15 protein-coding genes are annotated in these 16,017 nt (G+C 66.3%); 4 read left to right on the top strand and 11 right to left on the bottom strand.

The features are described from left to right. Positions 1 to 2: 2 nt before the first annotated feature. The 6 genes from B5E42_RS02215 to B5E42_RS02190 form a co-directional block, all read right to left on the bottom strand. Positions 3 to 770 (bottom strand): ABC transporter permease, encoded by a 768-nt coding sequence (locus B5E42_RS02215; RefSeq protein WP_087236454.1) that lies wholly within the window; start codon positions 768 to 770, stop codon positions 3 to 5. Positions 771 to 781: 11 nt separating this feature from the next. Beyond that, positions 782 to 1,537 carry an ABC transporter permease gene (locus tag B5E42_RS02210; protein ID WP_087236451.1) on the bottom strand — a complete coding sequence of 252 codons (756 nt, stop codon included), beginning with the start codon at positions 1,535 to 1,537 and terminating at the stop codon, positions 782 to 784. After that, positions 1,530 to 2,453, bottom strand: a complete 924-nt coding sequence (locus B5E42_RS02205) for an ABC transporter ATP-binding protein (protein WP_087236449.1) — start codon at positions 2,451 to 2,453, stop codon at positions 1,530 to 1,532. The genes B5E42_RS02210 and B5E42_RS02205 overlap by 8 nt, the downstream gene beginning before the upstream one ends. A 402-nt stretch (positions 2,454 to 2,855) precedes the next feature. Next, positions 2,856 to 3,548 (bottom strand): response regulator transcription factor, encoded by a 693-nt coding sequence (locus tag B5E42_RS02200; protein WP_087236447.1) that lies wholly within the window; start codon positions 3,546 to 3,548, stop codon positions 2,856 to 2,858. 1 nt (position 3,549) lies between these two features. Beyond that, positions 3,550 to 5,277 carry an NFACT RNA binding domain-containing protein gene (locus tag B5E42_RS02195; protein WP_087236445.1) on the bottom strand — a complete coding sequence of 576 codons (1,728 nt, stop codon included), beginning with the start codon at positions 5,275 to 5,277 and terminating at the stop codon, positions 3,550 to 3,552. Beyond that, positions 5,268 to 5,681 (bottom strand): ribonuclease III domain-containing protein, encoded by a 414-nt coding sequence (locus tag B5E42_RS02190; RefSeq protein WP_087236443.1) that lies wholly within the window; start codon positions 5,679 to 5,681, stop codon positions 5,268 to 5,270. The genes B5E42_RS02195 and B5E42_RS02190 overlap by 10 nt, the downstream gene beginning before the upstream one ends. 85 nt (positions 5,682 to 5,766) lie before the next feature. On the opposite strand from B5E42_RS02190, the gene B5E42_RS02185 reads away from it, so the two are divergent. Continuing rightward, the gene (locus B5E42_RS02185) at positions 5,767 to 6,393 is read left to right on the top strand and encodes a superoxide dismutase (protein WP_087236441.1); all 627 of its coding nucleotides are present in this window, start codon (positions 5,767 to 5,769) and stop codon (positions 6,391 to 6,393) included. A 63-nt stretch (positions 6,394 to 6,456) separates the two neighbouring features. Here B5E42_RS02185 and B5E42_RS02180 read toward each other — a convergent pair whose 3' ends face one another. The 3 genes from B5E42_RS02180 to alr form a co-directional block, all read right to left on the bottom strand. After that, positions 6,457 to 7,014 (bottom strand): hypothetical protein, encoded by a 558-nt coding sequence (locus B5E42_RS02180; protein WP_087236439.1) that lies wholly within the window; start codon positions 7,012 to 7,014, stop codon positions 6,457 to 6,459. Positions 7,015 to 7,072: 58 nt separating this feature from the next. Next, the gene (locus B5E42_RS02175) at positions 7,073 to 7,438 is read right to left on the bottom strand and encodes a type II toxin-antitoxin system PemK/MazF family toxin (RefSeq protein ID WP_007489832.1); all 366 of its coding nucleotides are present in this window, start codon (positions 7,436 to 7,438) and stop codon (positions 7,073 to 7,075) included. Between the two features lie 181 nt (positions 7,439 to 7,619). Next, complete coding sequence (alr, locus tag B5E42_RS02170) at positions 7,620 to 8,768, bottom strand: alanine racemase (protein ID WP_087236437.1); 1,149 nt, start codon at positions 8,766 to 8,768, stop codon at positions 7,620 to 7,622. Positions 8,769 to 8,969: 201 nt separating this feature from the next. Between alr and B5E42_RS02165 the strand changes: the two genes are divergently transcribed. Beyond that, positions 8,970 to 9,359, top strand: coding sequence for a hypothetical protein (locus tag B5E42_RS02165; RefSeq protein WP_242966984.1), 390 nt, complete (start codon positions 8,970 to 8,972; stop codon positions 9,357 to 9,359). Positions 9,360 to 9,413: 54 nt separating this feature from the next. Here the strand turns inward: B5E42_RS02165 and B5E42_RS02160 are convergent, their stop codons facing one another. Both B5E42_RS02160 and B5E42_RS02155 read right to left on the bottom strand, forming a co-directional pair. Then, entirely contained in the window at positions 9,414 to 10,010 is a 597-nt protein-coding gene (locus B5E42_RS02160) for a hypothetical protein (protein WP_087236433.1), read from the bottom strand. A 15-nt stretch (positions 10,011 to 10,025) separates the two neighbouring features. Continuing rightward, positions 10,026 to 11,555, bottom strand: coding sequence for an NAD(P)H-hydrate dehydratase (locus B5E42_RS02155; protein ID WP_087236431.1), 1,530 nt, complete (start codon positions 11,553 to 11,555; stop codon positions 10,026 to 10,028). Between the two features lie 540 nt (positions 11,556 to 12,095). Here B5E42_RS02155 and pheS point away from each other — a divergent pair. Both pheS and pheT read left to right on the top strand, forming a co-directional pair. After that, positions 12,096 to 13,121 carry a phenylalanine--tRNA ligase subunit alpha gene (gene pheS, locus B5E42_RS02150; RefSeq protein ID WP_087236429.1) on the top strand — a complete coding sequence of 342 codons (1,026 nt, stop codon included), beginning with the start codon at positions 12,096 to 12,098 and terminating at the stop codon, positions 13,119 to 13,121. 120 nt (positions 13,122 to 13,241) lie between these two features. Beyond that, positions 13,242 to 15,938: a phenylalanine--tRNA ligase subunit beta gene (pheT, locus tag B5E42_RS02145; RefSeq protein WP_087236427.1), complete on the top strand. Its 2,697-nt coding sequence runs from the start codon at positions 13,242 to 13,244 to the stop codon at positions 15,936 to 15,938. Positions 15,939 to 16,017: the final 79 nt, after the last annotated feature.

The raw sequence follows: 16,017 nt of genomic DNA, 5'->3' as shown, positions 1-16,017 counted from the left end.
TTTCAGTGAATATCCCGCCGGGCGAACAGGGCCAGGCCGACGGCGGTGCTGCCCGCCGACCACAGCAGGCCCACCCCCCAGCACCAGAGCAGGTAGGCCGGATCCCACAGGGACACGGCGCCCAGATCCATGGGGGCGGTGAGGGTGAGACGGTAGAGCGCCTCCGCCAGGGCCGACAGCCAGTCCGGCCCCAGCCCCGCAAGTCCGCGGAACACCGGCCCCAGCCCGCTCAGGCACACCAGCACCACCGCCAGCATGGGGACGGTGTGGGCGATGTTGAACATGGCCGCCATGGTGAGGGACAGGGCCCCCAGCCACAGGGGCAGGGCGGCGAGCAGGCGGAACAGGAAGGTCTGGACGGCCTGCCAGTCCTCCGGCCCGGCGGGGATAAACAGCCGGCACAGCACCGCGTAGGCCAGCAGGGTGAGAAACACCAGCAGCAGGCCAGCCGCGGCGGCGGTGAGCAGCTTGCCCAGGTAGATGCGTACACGGGGCAGTCCGTAGGACACCTCGTTTTTCAGGGTGCCCGCCTTGTACTGGTCGGAAAACACCGCGTCGGCCACTATCACGGCCAGGTAGATGCCCGCCGAGAAGAAGGGGATCAGCAGGGACAGGCACTCCCCGAAGGAGCCCTGGAACATGCCCTCCCGCCCCGTCCACCACCAGATCAGGGCCAGGGCGGCGGCCAGGGCTGCCATGACGGCCAGGTAGATCCGGTAGTAGGGCCGGGCCACGGCCTTGCCCCACTCGGCGGTCAGATAGGCTCTCATTCCGCCGCCCCCTATCTGATCTCTTTCCGCCGGAAGGCCAGCAGGCCGATGGCTGTGGCCGCCGCAAACCACACCAGCCCGGAGAGCCAGCACAGGCCCACGTAATTCCACTGGAAGGCCATGTTGGCCAGGGAGTCCACCATGACGTTGGGCATGAACTGCCGGATCACCTCAAATACGGGGTGGATCAGCAGGCCCAGCAGCTGGAAAATCTGAGAGACCAGCAGCAGAATACCCACGCCTGTGAAGGCGGCGATGGTGTTGGAACGGATGAGGAAGTAGCAGGCGTTGACCACGGCCAGCCCCGCCAGCCACAGGGGGAAGGCTCCCGCCAGGCAGTAGCCCACCAGGGCCCAGGTCTGGCCGTCACCGGCGGCGTGGGGGAACAGGAGCCAGCAGCCCCCCAGATAGAGGCCCAGCATGGCCAGGGCGGCGAGCACGGAGACCAGAGCGGTCACCGCCAGCTTGCCCAGGTAGATGCGCGCCCGGGGCACCCCGTAGGATACCTCGTTTTTCAGGGTGTTGTGCTTGTACTGGTCGGAAAAGACGATGTCGCCGGTGATCAGCGGGGCGCACAGCCCCATGCCCAGCAGGAAGGGTACCAGCACCGCCGTGGAGGAAAAGGTGACATTGGGGTTCCCCCAGCTCAAGGTCAGCCAGCAGCACCCCAGCAGCACCAGCTCCAGGCCCAGGCAGACCGCCAGGACGATGTAGAAATACTTCCGGCGGAAGGTCTTGTAGCACTCGGCAGTCAGATAGTTACGCATGGCGGACACCCCCGATCATGGCCAGGAAGTAGTCCTCCAGGTTGGCCCCCCGGCTCTCGATGCCCTGGAGGGCCACGCCGCCCTCCACCAGGGCCTGGGTCACCCGCTGGGGGGCGTCCAGGCTGCTGTAGATGCGCAGCACGTTGCCGGGCAGCACCTCGTAGTCCCGGATGCCCAGCTGCTGCTCCAGCACCAGGGCCGCCTGGGAGGCGTTGTCCACCTTTGCCTCGATGCAGGCCCGGCACTTCTCCTCCAGGGCCTTGGCGGTAATCTGCTCCAACATGCGGCCGTTGTCGATAAAGCCGTAGCAGGTGGCAAGGTTGCCCAGCTCGGACAGGATGTGGCTGGAGATGAGGATGGTGGTCTGCCGCTCCCGGTTGAGCTGGAGCAGCAGGTTGCGGAACTCCACAATGCCCTCCGGATCCAGGCCGTTGATGGGCTCGTCCAGCAGCAGGAAGTCGGGCCGGTTCATCAGCGCCAGGGCCAGGCCCAGCCGCTGCTTCATACCCAGGGAGAAGTTCTTGAAGGTCTTCTTCCCCGTGGAGGCCAGATCCACCTCCTCCAGCACCTCGTCCACCACCCGCCTGCCGGGGATGCCCCGCTGGAGGCGGTAGTACTCCAGGTTCTGCTTCGCCGTCAGGTAGGGGTAGAAGCTGGGGGTCTCCACCATGGCCCCGGTGCGGGCCCGGGCCCTGGACAGGGCCTTCTCCCCCGTCTCGCCGAACAGGGAGAGCTCCCCCTCGGTGGGGGCCGTCTGGGCCGTCACCATCCGGATGATGGTGGTCTTGCCCGCCCCGTTGCGGCCCACCAGGCCGTAAATCTGCCCCTGGGTAATGGACAGGTCGGCGTGATCCACCGCCAGGTGGTGCCCGTACCGCTTGGTCAGCCCCTTGGCCGATAAAATCTCGTTTGCCATTTGGCATCCGCCTTTCTCATTGATCTTGATGCCAGTATAATGGCAAGGCCATAACCTGCCTTTAAGCAAAGGTGAAGAATTTCTTAAACGGGGCGGACGGCAAGGTCAGGGAGGCCGCGCTGAACGGGCGACCACAGGTCGCCCCTACGGGCGGCGGGGGCAAGCCCCCGCCCTACTGAGCGAGTCAGTCTGTCGGAAAGCCCCCGGAAAGGGTTGCCTCGCAGAGTTCCGCCGTCCGCAGACGGCGGAAGCAAATCAAAATCTGTCATTTCCGGGGACATGTGCCTCGGAAATGACACTTCTCATGGCGGAAGGGGCGACAATTTCGCAAGAAATCGAGTCTCTTCCGCCATGCAATCCTTCTCTCAAAAGCAGCAGAGCTGCTTTTGAGAGACACCGCCCTTACAGGTCGCTCATCTTGAAGCCGATGCCCCAGACGGTCTTGATGTACTCGGTGGGGCTGGCCTTGGCCAGCTTGGCGCGCAGGTTGGATATATGGACGTTGACGGTGTTGTCGTCCCCCATGTACGCCCCGCCCCACACCTGCTCGTAGAGCTGCTCCCGGGTGAATACCTTCTTGGGGTGCTCCATCAGCAGGGCCAGGATCTCAAACTCCCGGGCGGTGAGGGTCACGTCCTTCCCTCCGGCGGTGACGGTCACGCTGTCCCGATCCAGGGTGAGATCCCCGTGGGTGAGCACCCGCCCCCCGCCGGACGCGCCGGAGAACTGCTTATACCGGCGCAGCTGGGCCTCCACCCGGGCCAGCACCTCCGCGTTGTCGAAGGGTTTGGGGATGAAGTCGTCCGCCCCCAGCTTGAGCACATTGACCCGATCCTCCAGCCCCGCCTTGGCGGAGAGGACGATGATGGGCATGGTTTTTTTCTTGCGCATCTGGGAAATAAACTCCTCCCCCGTCAGGCCGGGGAGCATGAGATCCAGCAGCACCAGGTCGTACTCATACTGCCCGGCCCACAGCGCCGCCTCGCTGCCCGAGAAGGCCGGCCGGCAGGCGTAGCCCGCCCCCTCCAGAATGCGGCAGAGGAGCTTGTTGATGTCGGGGTCGTCCTCCACCACCAGAATGTTGCAGATGTCCATTTTATTTCACCCTCAATTTCTTCGCCAGCTCGGCGTCGGGCTCCACCACCGCGGTCTGGTAGGTGGTGTACACCACCATGCCGGGCCGGGCCCCCGCCGGCTTCTTCACGTACTTCACCGGCGTGTAGTCCACCGGCACCTTGCTGCCGTCCCGGGCCTGGGAAAAGTAGGCCGCCAGTTGGGCCGCCTCGGTGAGGCTCTGGGCGTCGGCCTCGCCCCCCTCCAGCCAGAGGATCACGTGGGAGCCGTGGATCTTCTGGGTGTGGAGCCAGATGTCGCTCTTGTAGGCCAGCTTGGTGGTGAGCAGGTCGTTCTGGCTGTTGTTCTTGCCCACCGAGATGCGCAGGCCGGCGGAGGAGCGGAATTCCATGGGCTTGCCGCTCACCCTCTTGGCCCGCTTGGCGGCGGTCTTGGGGCGGCGGAGGTAGCCCGTCTCGGTCAGCTCCTGGCGGATCTCCTGGAGATCCTTCTCCCCCTCCGCCAGGGCGATGTTCTCCAGCACGCTGTTGAGATACTCCAGCTCCTTCTCACCCTTTTCGATCTGAATGGTGAGCATCTCCTCGGCGGTCTTGGCCTTGTTGTATTCCTTATAATATTTCGCCGCGTTCTGCTGGGGGGTGAGCAGGGGATCCAGCGGAATGTCCACCTCTCCCCCCTCCGGGTCGTAGAAGTCCATAGTGCGGAAGGTGGACATGCCCCGCTCCATCAAGTGCAGGTTGGAGGTGAGGATGTCCCCCAACTCCCGCAGCCGCTCCCGGTTCTTTGTGGCCTCCAGCTCCCGGGTCTGGTTGCCCAGCTTGCGCGCGGTGCGGTCCCGGGCATTGGTGACGGACTTCACCAGATCCTGCCCCCGCTGGCGCACCCGCTCCGCCGACTCCCGGTCGGAGAAGAAGTCGTCCAGCAGGGCGGAAAAGCTCTCCCAGGGGATGCTCTCCGTCCCCGGGCCGTACTGGAGCACCGGCAGGAACGTAAAGTCCACCGGCTTCCCCTCCCGCACCAGCAGGTAGGGTGTAAGGTTGTTTTCCTCCACAGCTCTACCCAGCTTTTCCAGCTCCGCCGCCAGCCGCTCCGGGTCGTCCCCGGCCCGGAAGGCCAGCTCCCGGGCTGCCAGGGGGGAGAAGCCGGTAAAGCTGTCCAGCAGCAGCTTGTCCCACGCCTTGCCCAGAGGATTGGCCAGCGCCAGGCGCAGCTCCTCCGGCGACAGTGTGAAGGGATTGAGCTTGTCAACCGTCGGAGGCTGCCGGTAGAACAGGCCGGGCAGCAGCTGCCGCTGGCCTCGGGTAAGATCCCCGTCCACCCGGCGGGTGCAGTCCACAATCCGCCCCTCCCCGTCCAGCAGGAGCATGTTGGCACTCCGACCCATGGCCTCCAGCACCAGGCGGCGCTCCACCCGGTCCCCCAGCTCGTCCAGAGTCTCCAGCCTGAAGTCCAGAAGCCGCTCCAGGGGCGGCTGGTTCAGCTCCAGAATCCGCGCACCCTGAAGGTGCTTGCGCAGCAACATGCAGAACATGGGGGGCTGCTCCGGGTTCTCCCGGTTCCGCTCCGTCAGGTGGGCCCGGGGATGGCCCGGGTTGGCGGACAGGAGCAGGCGCACGTTCCCCGCCGGCCCCCGGATGTAGAGCACCACCTCGTCCCGGGTGGGCTGGTAGATCTTGTCGATTTTGCCCCCCTGGACGGCGGCGCGCACCTCCCCCGCCACGGCGGTGAGGCACAGAGCGTCTAACGGCATTCCTCTCCCTCCATCATTACGGCAAACAGTTCATTGAGCCGCTCCGTGCGGCCCTGGAGCCACAGCCAGCCGAACAGGGCCTCCAGCCCGGTGGCGGCCTGGTAGTCCGCCCGGCTGGCGTTCTGGGGCACGCTGTGGGGGCTGGTGTTCCGCCCCCGGCGGAACACGTCCCCCTCCTCCTCGCTGAGCAGGGGGAGAATCTTCTCCACCGCTTTGGCCTGGGCCGGGGCGGCCACGTAGCGCACCGTGGCCCGGTGCAGGCCCTTGGAGGTGGCCTTGCCGTGGAGGCACAGCCAGGAGCGCACCATCAGCTCAAACACCCCGTCGCCCAGATGGGCCAGCCCCAGGGTGCTGATGGCCCGGAGCTGATCAGGGGATACGTCTAATTGAAAATAATTGGTCATAAGTATGTTCCTCGGATCTGTCTCAAATAATAGCATAGTATACCGCAAATTTTCGCGGAAAACAACCGGGAAAGGACGATGCCCCATGGAGATGAAATACCCCTATCAGCTGCCGCCCCTGCCCTATGCCTATGGCTCCCTGGCCCCCGACATCGGGGAGCGCACCCTCTGCTTTCACCACGACAAGCACTTCCAGACCTACGTGGACAACCTGAACACCGCCCTGGCCGACTGCCCGGAGTGCCAGTCCAAATCTTTGGAGGAGCTGCTGCGCCGCCTGGACGAGCTGCCCGACCCCAGGCGCACCGCCATCCGCAACAACGGCGGCGGGGTGTACAACCACTTCCTCTACTTCTGCGGCATGTCCCCCTGCCGCAGCGCCCGGCCCTCCGGCGCCCTGGGGGAGGCCATGGAGCGGGACTTCGGCTCCTTTGAAAACTGGAAGGCAGAGATGAAGGCCGCCGCCCTGGGGCAGTTCGGCTCCGGCTACGCCTGGCTGGTCAGCGAGAGCTCCGGCAGGCTGTCTGTCATGAAGCTACCCAACCAGGACTGCCCCCTGTCCATGGGCCTGCGGCCCCTGCTCTGCCTGGACGTGTGGGAGCACGCCTACTACCTGGACTACCAGAACCGCCGGGCAGACTACGTGGACAACTGGTTCCACCGGGTCAACTGGCACTTTGTCCAGGAGCGGTATGAGGGGGGCGGCCGATAGGGCAGCCATGCCCCGCCCATCAAAATACCCGGGCGGAGCATGGCTCCGCCCGGGCGCTCCGGTCTATTGAATGGTGTAGCTCCCCCGCACCATGATGGTGACGGCGGTAGCGGCGGTCACGCCCCGGCCCTCAATGGTGGCCAGGTACAGGTGGTTGGCCGTCAGGGCGGCTCCGCCGGCCAGGGTGGTGCCGGCGGTCATGTCCACAAGGCCGGGGGAGGTGTCCGACACACAGAGGGCCGTGCCGCTGCGCAGCAGAAACTCGCAGGCCGCGCTCCCCACGATGGTCTGCCCGGCGGAGAGGGTCACCACCTCATAGGAGGCGCTGCCGCTGCCCGGCCGGGCGGCTGTCCCGCCGGAGGAGGCCAGGGCGTCCTCCACCTCCTGGACGTAGCGGTCTACCACTGCGGAGAGCTGCGCCTCCAGCTCGGCCTCCCGCTCGTCCACCATGCTGTCCACCTGGGACAGGATGGCTGGAGTGGTCTGCTGGGTCAGATAGCTGAGGGTGACCAGCGGATCGCTCTGGCTCCCCTGCCCCCCTGCGGCAAAGGCCACCCCCACCAGGCTCAGGGTGACCAGGCAGCCCGCCGCCGCCCGGGCGGGCCAGTGTGTCTTTCTCATATGTACGACCTCCCTCCGGGATGCGGGGCCGCCCGTCCGGGCGGCCCCGTTCTCCCCGTTAAACCATGGTATCCGTGTGCAGGCCGAAGCTGACCGCGATGGCGTTGTCCACCCGCTGCATCTGCGCTTCGTCCAGCCGCCCCATGTGCTCTCTCAGCCGCCTTTTGTCCAGCGTCCGGATCTGTTCCAGCAGCACCACCGACTCCTTGGGCAGGCCGTAGGTGTTGGCTGAGAGCTCAATGTGGGTGGGCAGACGGGCCTTGCCGGTCTGGGACGTGATGGCGGCGGCGATCACTGTGGGGCTGTGCCGGTTGCCGGTGTCGTTCTGTACGATCAGCACCGGCCGCACGCCCCCCTGCTCACTGCCCACCACCGGGCTCAGATCGGCATAGAAGATGTCTCCTCGTTTTACGCTGTTGTCCACAAAAGCTCACACTCCGCCGGAAAATAGTCACCAGCGTCACACAGCGCGGGGCTTATGTAACGCGGTCACTATGATTTTCCCACGGGGCGGCGGAATTTATACACAGGGCTTCAAAATTCAGGAAGTCCCGTGCCCCGCCGCCGCTGCGCCGGCACGGCTCCCCGGCCCATTGTATGCCGGCTCAGAGCGTTTTGTCCCCGTCCTGCTCCAGATACTCCCGGGGCACCCGGGGGGACACGGCGCACAGCAGCTCATATTGGATTGTACCCGCCAGGGCGGCGGCCTCCTCCGCCGGCAGATGCCGGCCGAAGATCTCCGCCTCGTCGCCGGGGTGGACGTCCAGCCCGGTCACATCCGCCATGCACATGTCCATGCAGATGCGGCCCACCACCGGGATACGGCGGCCCTGGAGCCACACCTCCAGCCGGTCGGAGCAGACCCGGGGCAGCCCGTCGGCGTAGCCGGCGGTGAGGGCGGCCAGGCGGGTGTCCCGCTCCAGCACATGGGTGCAGCCGTAGCTCACCGGCGTGCCGGCGGGCACGTCCTTCACCGAGGCCACCCGGGTTTTCAGGGTCATTACCGGGATCAGGCCGGAGCCGTCCAGCCCCTCGCAGGAGGGATCCGGGTAGTGGCCGTACAGGGCGATGCCCGGCCGCACCATATCCAGGTGGGTACAGGGATACTTTAACACAGCCGCGCTGGCGGCGCAATGGCGAATTTGGAAGGTGACGCCCCGCCGCTCCAATTCGGCCAAAAGATCCAGGAAGCGGGTGAACTGCTCCATGGTATAGTCCTCATCGCTGTCGGCGTTGGCAAAGTGGGTGTAGATCCCTTCCGCCTCCAGACCAGGCAGGGCGCACACCGCCTGGATGTCGTCCGCCGCACGCTCCAGCGCCGCCCCGCCGCACAGCCAGCCCAGCCGTGACATGCCGGTGTCCGCCTTCACGTGAACCCGCAGGCGCTTTCCCGCCCGGCACGCCGCCTCGGAGAAGGCGCGGGCAGTCCCCGCGTCGTATATGGTCTGGGTCAGGCCGTAGCGCAGCAGCTCCCCGCCGCAGTCGGCGGGGGTATAGCCCAGGATCAGGATGGGGGCGCAGATACCCGCCTCCCGCAGCTCCACCGCCTCCCCCAGGCAGGCCACCGCCAGATACTCCGCGCCCAGCTGCTCCAGCTTCTGCGCCACACGCACCGCGCCGTGGCCGTAGGCGTTGGCCTTCACCACGCCCAGAAACCGGCACCCCGGGGCCAGCATGGCCCGGAGCGCCCGGTAATTATGCTCCAGATCGGGCAGGGAGATCTCCGCCCAGGTTCTTCTCTCCAGCTGTTTCATGTACTCGCCTCTCTGCATGCTTGGTATTGGTTCATTATACTACGGGCGGGACTGCTCCACAACCCGGCTTTTCATCTATTTTTAATGTTCAGTTCATAGAATTCAAAAGACAAAACGGGCAATTCGGTTTATACTATGCTCAGAACACGGGGCCGGACGGCCCGACACACTCTGTTTCAGGGAAACAACAAGGAGGATTCCATGATGACTTGGGAAAATTTAGGTAAGGCCCTGACCACCGCCGCCTTTGCAGGCGTGGGCCTGGCGGCCCTGGCCGGCGAGCAGCTCTGCAAGGCCGGCAAGGTGCTGGCCGAGAAGGGCGAGATTTATGTGGCCCAGGGCAAAAAGTACGGTGAGGAGCTCCAGCAGAAGCTCCAGGAGGACGCCAGGCGCCGCCAGGACGAGCGGTTTGACCAGCAGGTGTCCGCCCTGGACGCCGAGCAGCGGGACGCCCTGCGCCGCCGCCTGGCCGAGCTGGACGAACTGGAGCGGGAAGCCCGGGAGGCCGCCGCCCAGGTGGATGAGGCCCAGGAGGGCGCCCAGATCACCGAGATTCACGGCGGCCCCCAGGATCGCGGGGATCAGGAGTAAGCCCAGAGTAAAAAACAGCCCGCCGGGGCGCGTCATGCGCCCCGGCGGGCTCGTTTACTGTGTCTGAAAGTTGGAGAACTCGCACTGGATCACCGTGAAGCCGTCCTGGGAGAGCTCCCCCCGCAGCAGAGCATGGGTGGAGGGGTCGAACCAGAGGGAGCACGCCCGCCCCTCCCCCGCCGCGGCCTCCGGCTCCCGGCAGTCCACCCGGAGTACCTCTCGCTCGTCTACGGTCTCCATGCCGCAGGCGGCGATATAGCCCCCTTCGGCGTAGTCCAGCAGCACCGGCACCGCGTCCACCGGGCTCATGCCGCTGTCGTCCAGGGGGCCGGTCTCCACCCGCATGCCGTCATACTCCAGGGCGGTCTCCCCCTCCAGGATGCGGGCGGTGATCCCGGCCACATTCTCCGGGGCGGTGATGGTGAGGACGGTCTCCCCCTCCCGCTGCCAGCTCAGATCAATGCCGTAGGTGTACACCCGCTGGCCGTAGTCCGCCGTCAGCTCCAGCTGCGCGGTGCAGCCCGCCGTCTCCAGCAGCTCCCCCCGAATGTCCAGGGCAAGCTGCTCCGCCGGGCCGATGCCCGCCCCTCCGCCGCAGGCCGTCAAGGCCAGGCAGAGGCTTATCGTCAGTACGCCCATCCGCAGGCGCACACAATCCCCTCCCGTTTATTTGACATGCTGCCGGATCACCCTGGGCAGGGCCGCAATCAGATCCGACGGGGTCATGCCGTACTCGCCGATCTCCCCGGCGCAGAGATCCCCCGCCGCCCCGTGGAGCCACACCGCCATGGGCACCGCCTGCCGGGCGGGCAGGCCCTGGCCCAGCAGGGAGAGGATCAGCCCCGCCAGCACGTCGCCGCTGCCCCCCTTGGCCATGCCGGGATTGCCGGTGGTGTTCAGGTAGGCCGAGCCGTCGGGGAAGGCGGTGATGGTGCAGTGGCCCTTGAGCACCAGGCAGCACCCGTGCTCCATGGCGAAGGCCCGGGCGGCCCCCAGCCGGTCGCCGCCGGACAGATCTCCCCCCAGCCGGGCAAATTCCCCGTCGTGGGGGGTGAGCACCGTGTGGAGCCCCTTCCGGCCGTCCAACACATCTATATGCCCCTCCAGCGCGTTTATGCCGTCTGCATCCAGTACCACGGGGATGCGGATCTCGGGCAGCAGGTGGCGCACCACCGCCGACACGCTGTTGCCCCGGCCCAGGCCGGGGCCGATCAGGCACACGCCGCAGGCGGACAGGCGGGCAAAGGCCGCCTCCCCCGCGTCCAGGGAGAGCTGCCCCTCCTTGCCCGCGGGCAGGGGATGGGGCATGGCCTCATCCAGCTTGGCCGCCGCCACCGGCCAGACCGGGGCGGGCACCCCCACCGTCACCAGTCCCGCGCCGGAGCGCACCGCCGCCTGGGCGGCCAGCACCGGCGCGCCGGTGTAGCCCACGCTGCCGGCCAGTATGTACACCCTGCCGAAATCCCCCTTGTGGGCGTCCCGGGGCCGGGCGGGCAGGGAGACGTCCTCCGCCTCCACCGTGCGGACGGGGTAGTCCTCCCCGTCCACCAGCTCCGCCGGGATGCCGATGTCCGACACGGTGAGCCGGCCGGTGCACAGGCCGCCCTTGCCCACAAAGTGGCCCGCCTTGGGCAGGGTGAAGGTCACCGTCCGGTCGGCCCGCACCGCCGCCCCCAGCACCCGGCCGGTGTCCGTCTCCACCCCGCTGGGGATGTCGGCGGACACCACCGGGATGTCGCAGGTGTTCATCATGTGGATGGCGGTGAGGGCGTCCCCCCGCACGTCGCTGTTCAGGCCGATGCCGAAGATGGCATCCACCATCACATCCGCCTCCAGGCACCAGGAGGCGAAGTCCGCGTCGTCGGGGGCGAAGGGCTCCAGCCTCCCTCCGGCCGCCGCCAGCCTGGCCTCCATGGCCCGGGTGTCGGGGGTCAGCTTCTCCCGCTTGCCCACCAGGACACAGCGCACCTCCAGCCCGGCCTCCAGCAGCAGGCGGGCGCAGGCCACCCCGTCCCCGCCGTTGTTGCCCGGGCCGCAGAAGCACACCGCCCGGCCGGGGGCGCCCCCCGCCAGCTCCAGGGCGGCCTGGGCCAGGGCGGCCGCCGCCCGCTCCATCAGATCGGTGGAGGGCACCCCCCGCTCCTGTATGGTCATCCGATCCAGCTCCCGCATCTGGGACGCTGTGGCAATTCTCATGAAGTTCACGCTCCTGTTTTAAGGAATAGGGAATTCGGTTTCATTATAGGGGCTTGCGGCCCGCTCGTCAATTTCCTTTTTCCTTCAACAGAATAAGCTGGCAGGGGCTTTTTTGACCTATTTCCTGTGCTCATAGGTTCCGTCAGCCCGTTTTCGGCGGGAAATTCAATTTCCCGCTTGCGTTTTTGTACAATCTGTGATATAAATAGGTTCACATGCGAAGAAGGGAAAAAGAGCGGCTCACGCCCCGGCAGAGAGCGTCCGTCACCGGCTGAAAGCGGACGCGGGAAACGGCCCGTTCGGTTCGTCCCGGAGCGGCCCTGGAGACAGGGACGGGATGGCCCCACGTTACCGGGGCCGAGAGCGCCCGCAGTTTGCGGGAATTGCGGGTGGTACCGCGGAAGGTTGGCCTTTCGTCCCAGTGATTTGGGAGGAAAGGCTTTTTTCATGCACAAGTATCCACGGGCCAACCCCGGCAACCCTAATTATCAATTATCAATTATCCATTATCCATTGTAACAGACAAAGGAGCTGCAAGTTATGAAGGAAACGCTGGAACAGATCCGCCGGGAGGCACTGGACGCCCTGGCGGGCGCCGCCGACGCCCAGGCCCTGGACGCCCTGCGGGTCAAGTATCTGGGCAAGAAGGGCGAGCTCACCGCCGTCCTCAAGCAGATGGGCAAGCTGTCCAACCAGGAGCGGCCGGTGATTGGCCAGCTGGCCAACGAGGTGCGCGCCGCCCTGGAGGAGGCGCTGGAGACCCGCGGCCGCGAGCTGGAGGCCAAGGCGCTGGAGGATCGGCTGCGGGCCGAGGCCGTGGACGTGACCATCCCCGGAAAGCCCGTCAAGCTGGGCCACCGCCACCCCATGTATATCGCCCTGGACGAGCTGAAGGAGATCTTCATCGGCATGGGCTTCACCGTGCTGGACGGCCCCGAGGTAGAGCTGGCCGAGCTGAACTTCGACCGCCTCAACGCCGAGGAGGGCCACCCCTCCCGGGACTGGAGCGACACCTTCTACTTCGACGAGGACAGCCGGGTGATGCTCCGCTCCCAGACCTCCCCCATGCAGGTGCGGGCCATGGACTCCATGCCCCTGCCCATCCGCATCATCGCCCCCGGCCGGGTGTACCGCAAGGACGAGGTGGACGCCACCCACTCCCCCATGTTCCACCAGGTGGAGGGCATGGTCATCGACAAGGGCGTCACCATGGCGGATCTGAAGGGCACCCTGAACACCGTGGTGGAGAAGCTCTACGGCAAGGGCACCAAGACCCGCTTCCGTCCCCACCACTTCCCCTTCACCGAGCCCTCCTGCGAGATGGACGTGCAGTGCCACAAGTGCGGCGGCGTGGGCTGCCCCACCTGTAAGGGCGAGGGCTGGATCGAGCTGCTGGGCGCGGGCATGATCCACCCCCGTGTGCTGGAGATGGCGGGCATCGACCCGGAGGTCTACTCCGGCTGGGCCTTCGGCATCGGCCTGGAGCGCACCGCCATGCGCCGGTTTAAGATCGCCGACCTGCGGCTGATCTTTGAAAACGACGTGCGGTTCCTGGAGCAGTTCTGATGGCTTTGGCGGGCGATATTCCGCAGGGCGGGGGCTTGCCCCCGCCGCCGGGATCAACGCCCATAAAACGGCGGGGGCAAGCCCCCGCCCTACAAACGAAGAATAAGGGAGTTTTCAGATATGAACTTATCGCGCAAATGGCTGGAGGAATTCGTCCATGTGGACGCCTCCGACAAGGAGTTCGCCGAGGCCATGACCCTGTCCGGCTCCAAGGTGGAGCTGACCCACGACCTGGGGGCGGAGATCTCCAACGTGGTGGTGGGCAGGGTGCTGTCCATGGTTCGCCACCCCAACTCCGACCATATGTGGATCTGCCAGGTGGACGTGGGCCGGGATGAGCCGGTGCAGATCGTCACCGGCGCCTGGAACGTCCACGTGGGCGATCTGGTGCCCGCCGCCCTCCACAAGTCCACCCTGCCCGGCGGCAAGAAGATCGAGAAGGGCAAGCTGCGGGGCGAGGTGTCCAACGGCATGATGTGCGGCCTGTCCGAGCTGGGCCTGGACGAGCGGGACTTCCCCTACGCCGCCATCGTCCCCGCCGCCCTGCTCAATGACTACAAGCCCCTGGATCCCAATAAGCCATCCATCTCCAACCACATCCAGCCCGGGGACAAAATCTACGGGCCTGTCGTCTGCGCGAAGCTGCTGGAGGTCATGCCCCTGGGCGACGGCACCTTCCACACCTGCGCGGACATCGGCGGCACCACCGTCTGCCCCGACACCCCCTGCCCCAACCTGCACGAGGGGGATCTGGCGGCCTACAATACCAAGATCGACAGCTACTGCACCCTGGCCGATCTGCGGGCCGAGCAGGCGGAGTTCCCCCACTGCATCCCCGACGGCATTTTCATCCTCCACGAGGACTGCAAGCCCGGCGACGACATCAAGCCGGTGATCAACGCCGACGACCACGTGGTGGAGTTTGAGATCACCCCCAACCGGCCCGACTGCCTGTCCGTTATCGGCCTGGCCCGGGAGGTGTCCGCCACCTTCGACGCGCCGCTGAAGCTCCACCAGCCGGTGGTCAAGGGCGGCGCCGACGGCTCCCTGGGCGAGCTGTTGGACGTGGAGACCCCCGCGGCCGACCTGGTGCCCCGGTACACCGCCCGCATGGTGCGCAACGTGAAGATCGCCCCCTCCCCCAAGTGGATGCGGGAGCGGCTGCGCTCCATGGGCGTGCGCCCCATCAACAACATCGTGGACATCACCAACTACGTGATGCTGGAGTACGGCCAGCCCATGCACGCCTTTGACTACCGCTACGTGAAGGGCGGGAAGATCATCGTCCGTCGGGCGGAAGAGGGGGAGAAGCTCACCACCCTGGACGGGAAGGAGCACGTGCTCACCGCCAGCCACCTGGTCATCGCCGACGAGACCCGGGCCGTGGGCCTGGCGGGCATCATGGGCGGTGAGAACAGCGAGATTGTGGGCGACACCACCGACGTGGTGTTCGAGTCCGCCTGCTTCGACGGCACCTGCATCCGCAAGGGCGCCCTAGCCCTGGGCATGCGCACCGAGGCCTCCGCCAAGTTTGAGAAGGGCCTGGATCCCATGAACACCCTCCCCGCCGTGGAGCGGGCCTGTGAGCTGGTGGAGCTGCTGGGCGCCGGCCAGGTGGTGGACGGTGTGATTGACATCCTCAACTTCGTGCCCCAGCCCACCGTGCTCAAGCTGGAGCCGGAGAAGATCAACGCCCTGCTGGGCACCGACATCGCCGCCGGCGAGATGGTGTCCATCCTGAAGAAGCTGGACTTCCAGGTGGAGGGCGACCAGGTTACCGTCCCCTCCTGGCGTGGCGACGTGCTCCGCATGGCCGATCTGGCCGAGGAGGTGGCCCGGTTCCACGGCTACAACAACATCCCCACCACCCTCATGCGGGGAGAGACCACCCTGGGCGGCTACTCCGACGAGCAGAAGCTGGAGAACCGCCTGGGCGAGGTGTGCCGCGCCTGCGGGTATGACGAGATCATCACCTACTCCTTCCTCTCCCCCGCCTGCTACGACAAGATCCGCTGGCCGGAGAACTACGCCCAGCGCAAGAGCTTCCAGATCCTCAACCCCCTGGGGGAGGACACCTCCATCATGCGCACCACCACCCTGCCCTCCATGCTGGAGATCCTCACCCGCAACTGGAACTACCGCAACAAGTCCGCCAAGCTGTACGAGCTGGCCCGGGTCTACCTCCCCGGCGGGGAGGACGGCCTGGCCAACGAGGCCAAGGTGCTCACCCTGGGCGCCTACGGCGAGGACATGGACTTCTACGCCATGAAGGGCGTTGTGGAGGCCGTCCTGAAGGACATCCGGGCCGCCGACGTCCACTTCGAGGGGCCCACCGGCGCCCCCAGCGACGCCTCCTGGCACCCCGGCCGCTGCGCCACCGTGTGGAGCGGCAGCGACTGCATCGGCATCTTCGGCCAGATCCACCCCCTGGTGGCCCGCAGCTACGGCGTGGACGGGGAGCTGTACTGCGCCGAACTCAGCTTTGACGAGCTGTTGAACGCCAGAGGCGCCGACCCGGAGTACGTCCCCCTGCCCAAGTTCCCCGCCGTCACCCGGGATATCGCCGTGGTGTGCGACAGCACCGTCACCGTGGGCCAGCTGGAGGACTGCATCAACCGGGGGGCCAAGGGCCTGCTGAAAGAGGTGGAGCTGTTCGACATCTACACCGGCGCGCCCATCCCCGAGGGCAAAAAGAGCGTGGCCTTCAACCTGACCCTCCGCTCCGACGACCGCTCCCTCACCGCCGCCGAGGCGGATGAAGATGTCAAATCTGTTCTTGAACTGCTGGAGAAGGAGCTGGGCGCCGTTTTGCGATGACCCGTTCCCCATAGACGCAGATACCCCCGCCCGCCGGAGTTTCCGGCGGGCGGGGGTATCCATTATAAAGATTTCATAG

The sequence above is a fragment of the Flavonifractor sp. An10 genome, from assembly GCF_002161215.1.
GTDB classification, from domain to species: Bacteria; Bacillota; Clostridia; order Oscillospirales; family Oscillospiraceae; genus Flavonifractor; species Flavonifractor avistercoris.
The sequence above is the reverse complement of the archived record's forward strand: the minus strand, read 5'-3'. Positions and strand labels throughout refer to the sequence as shown.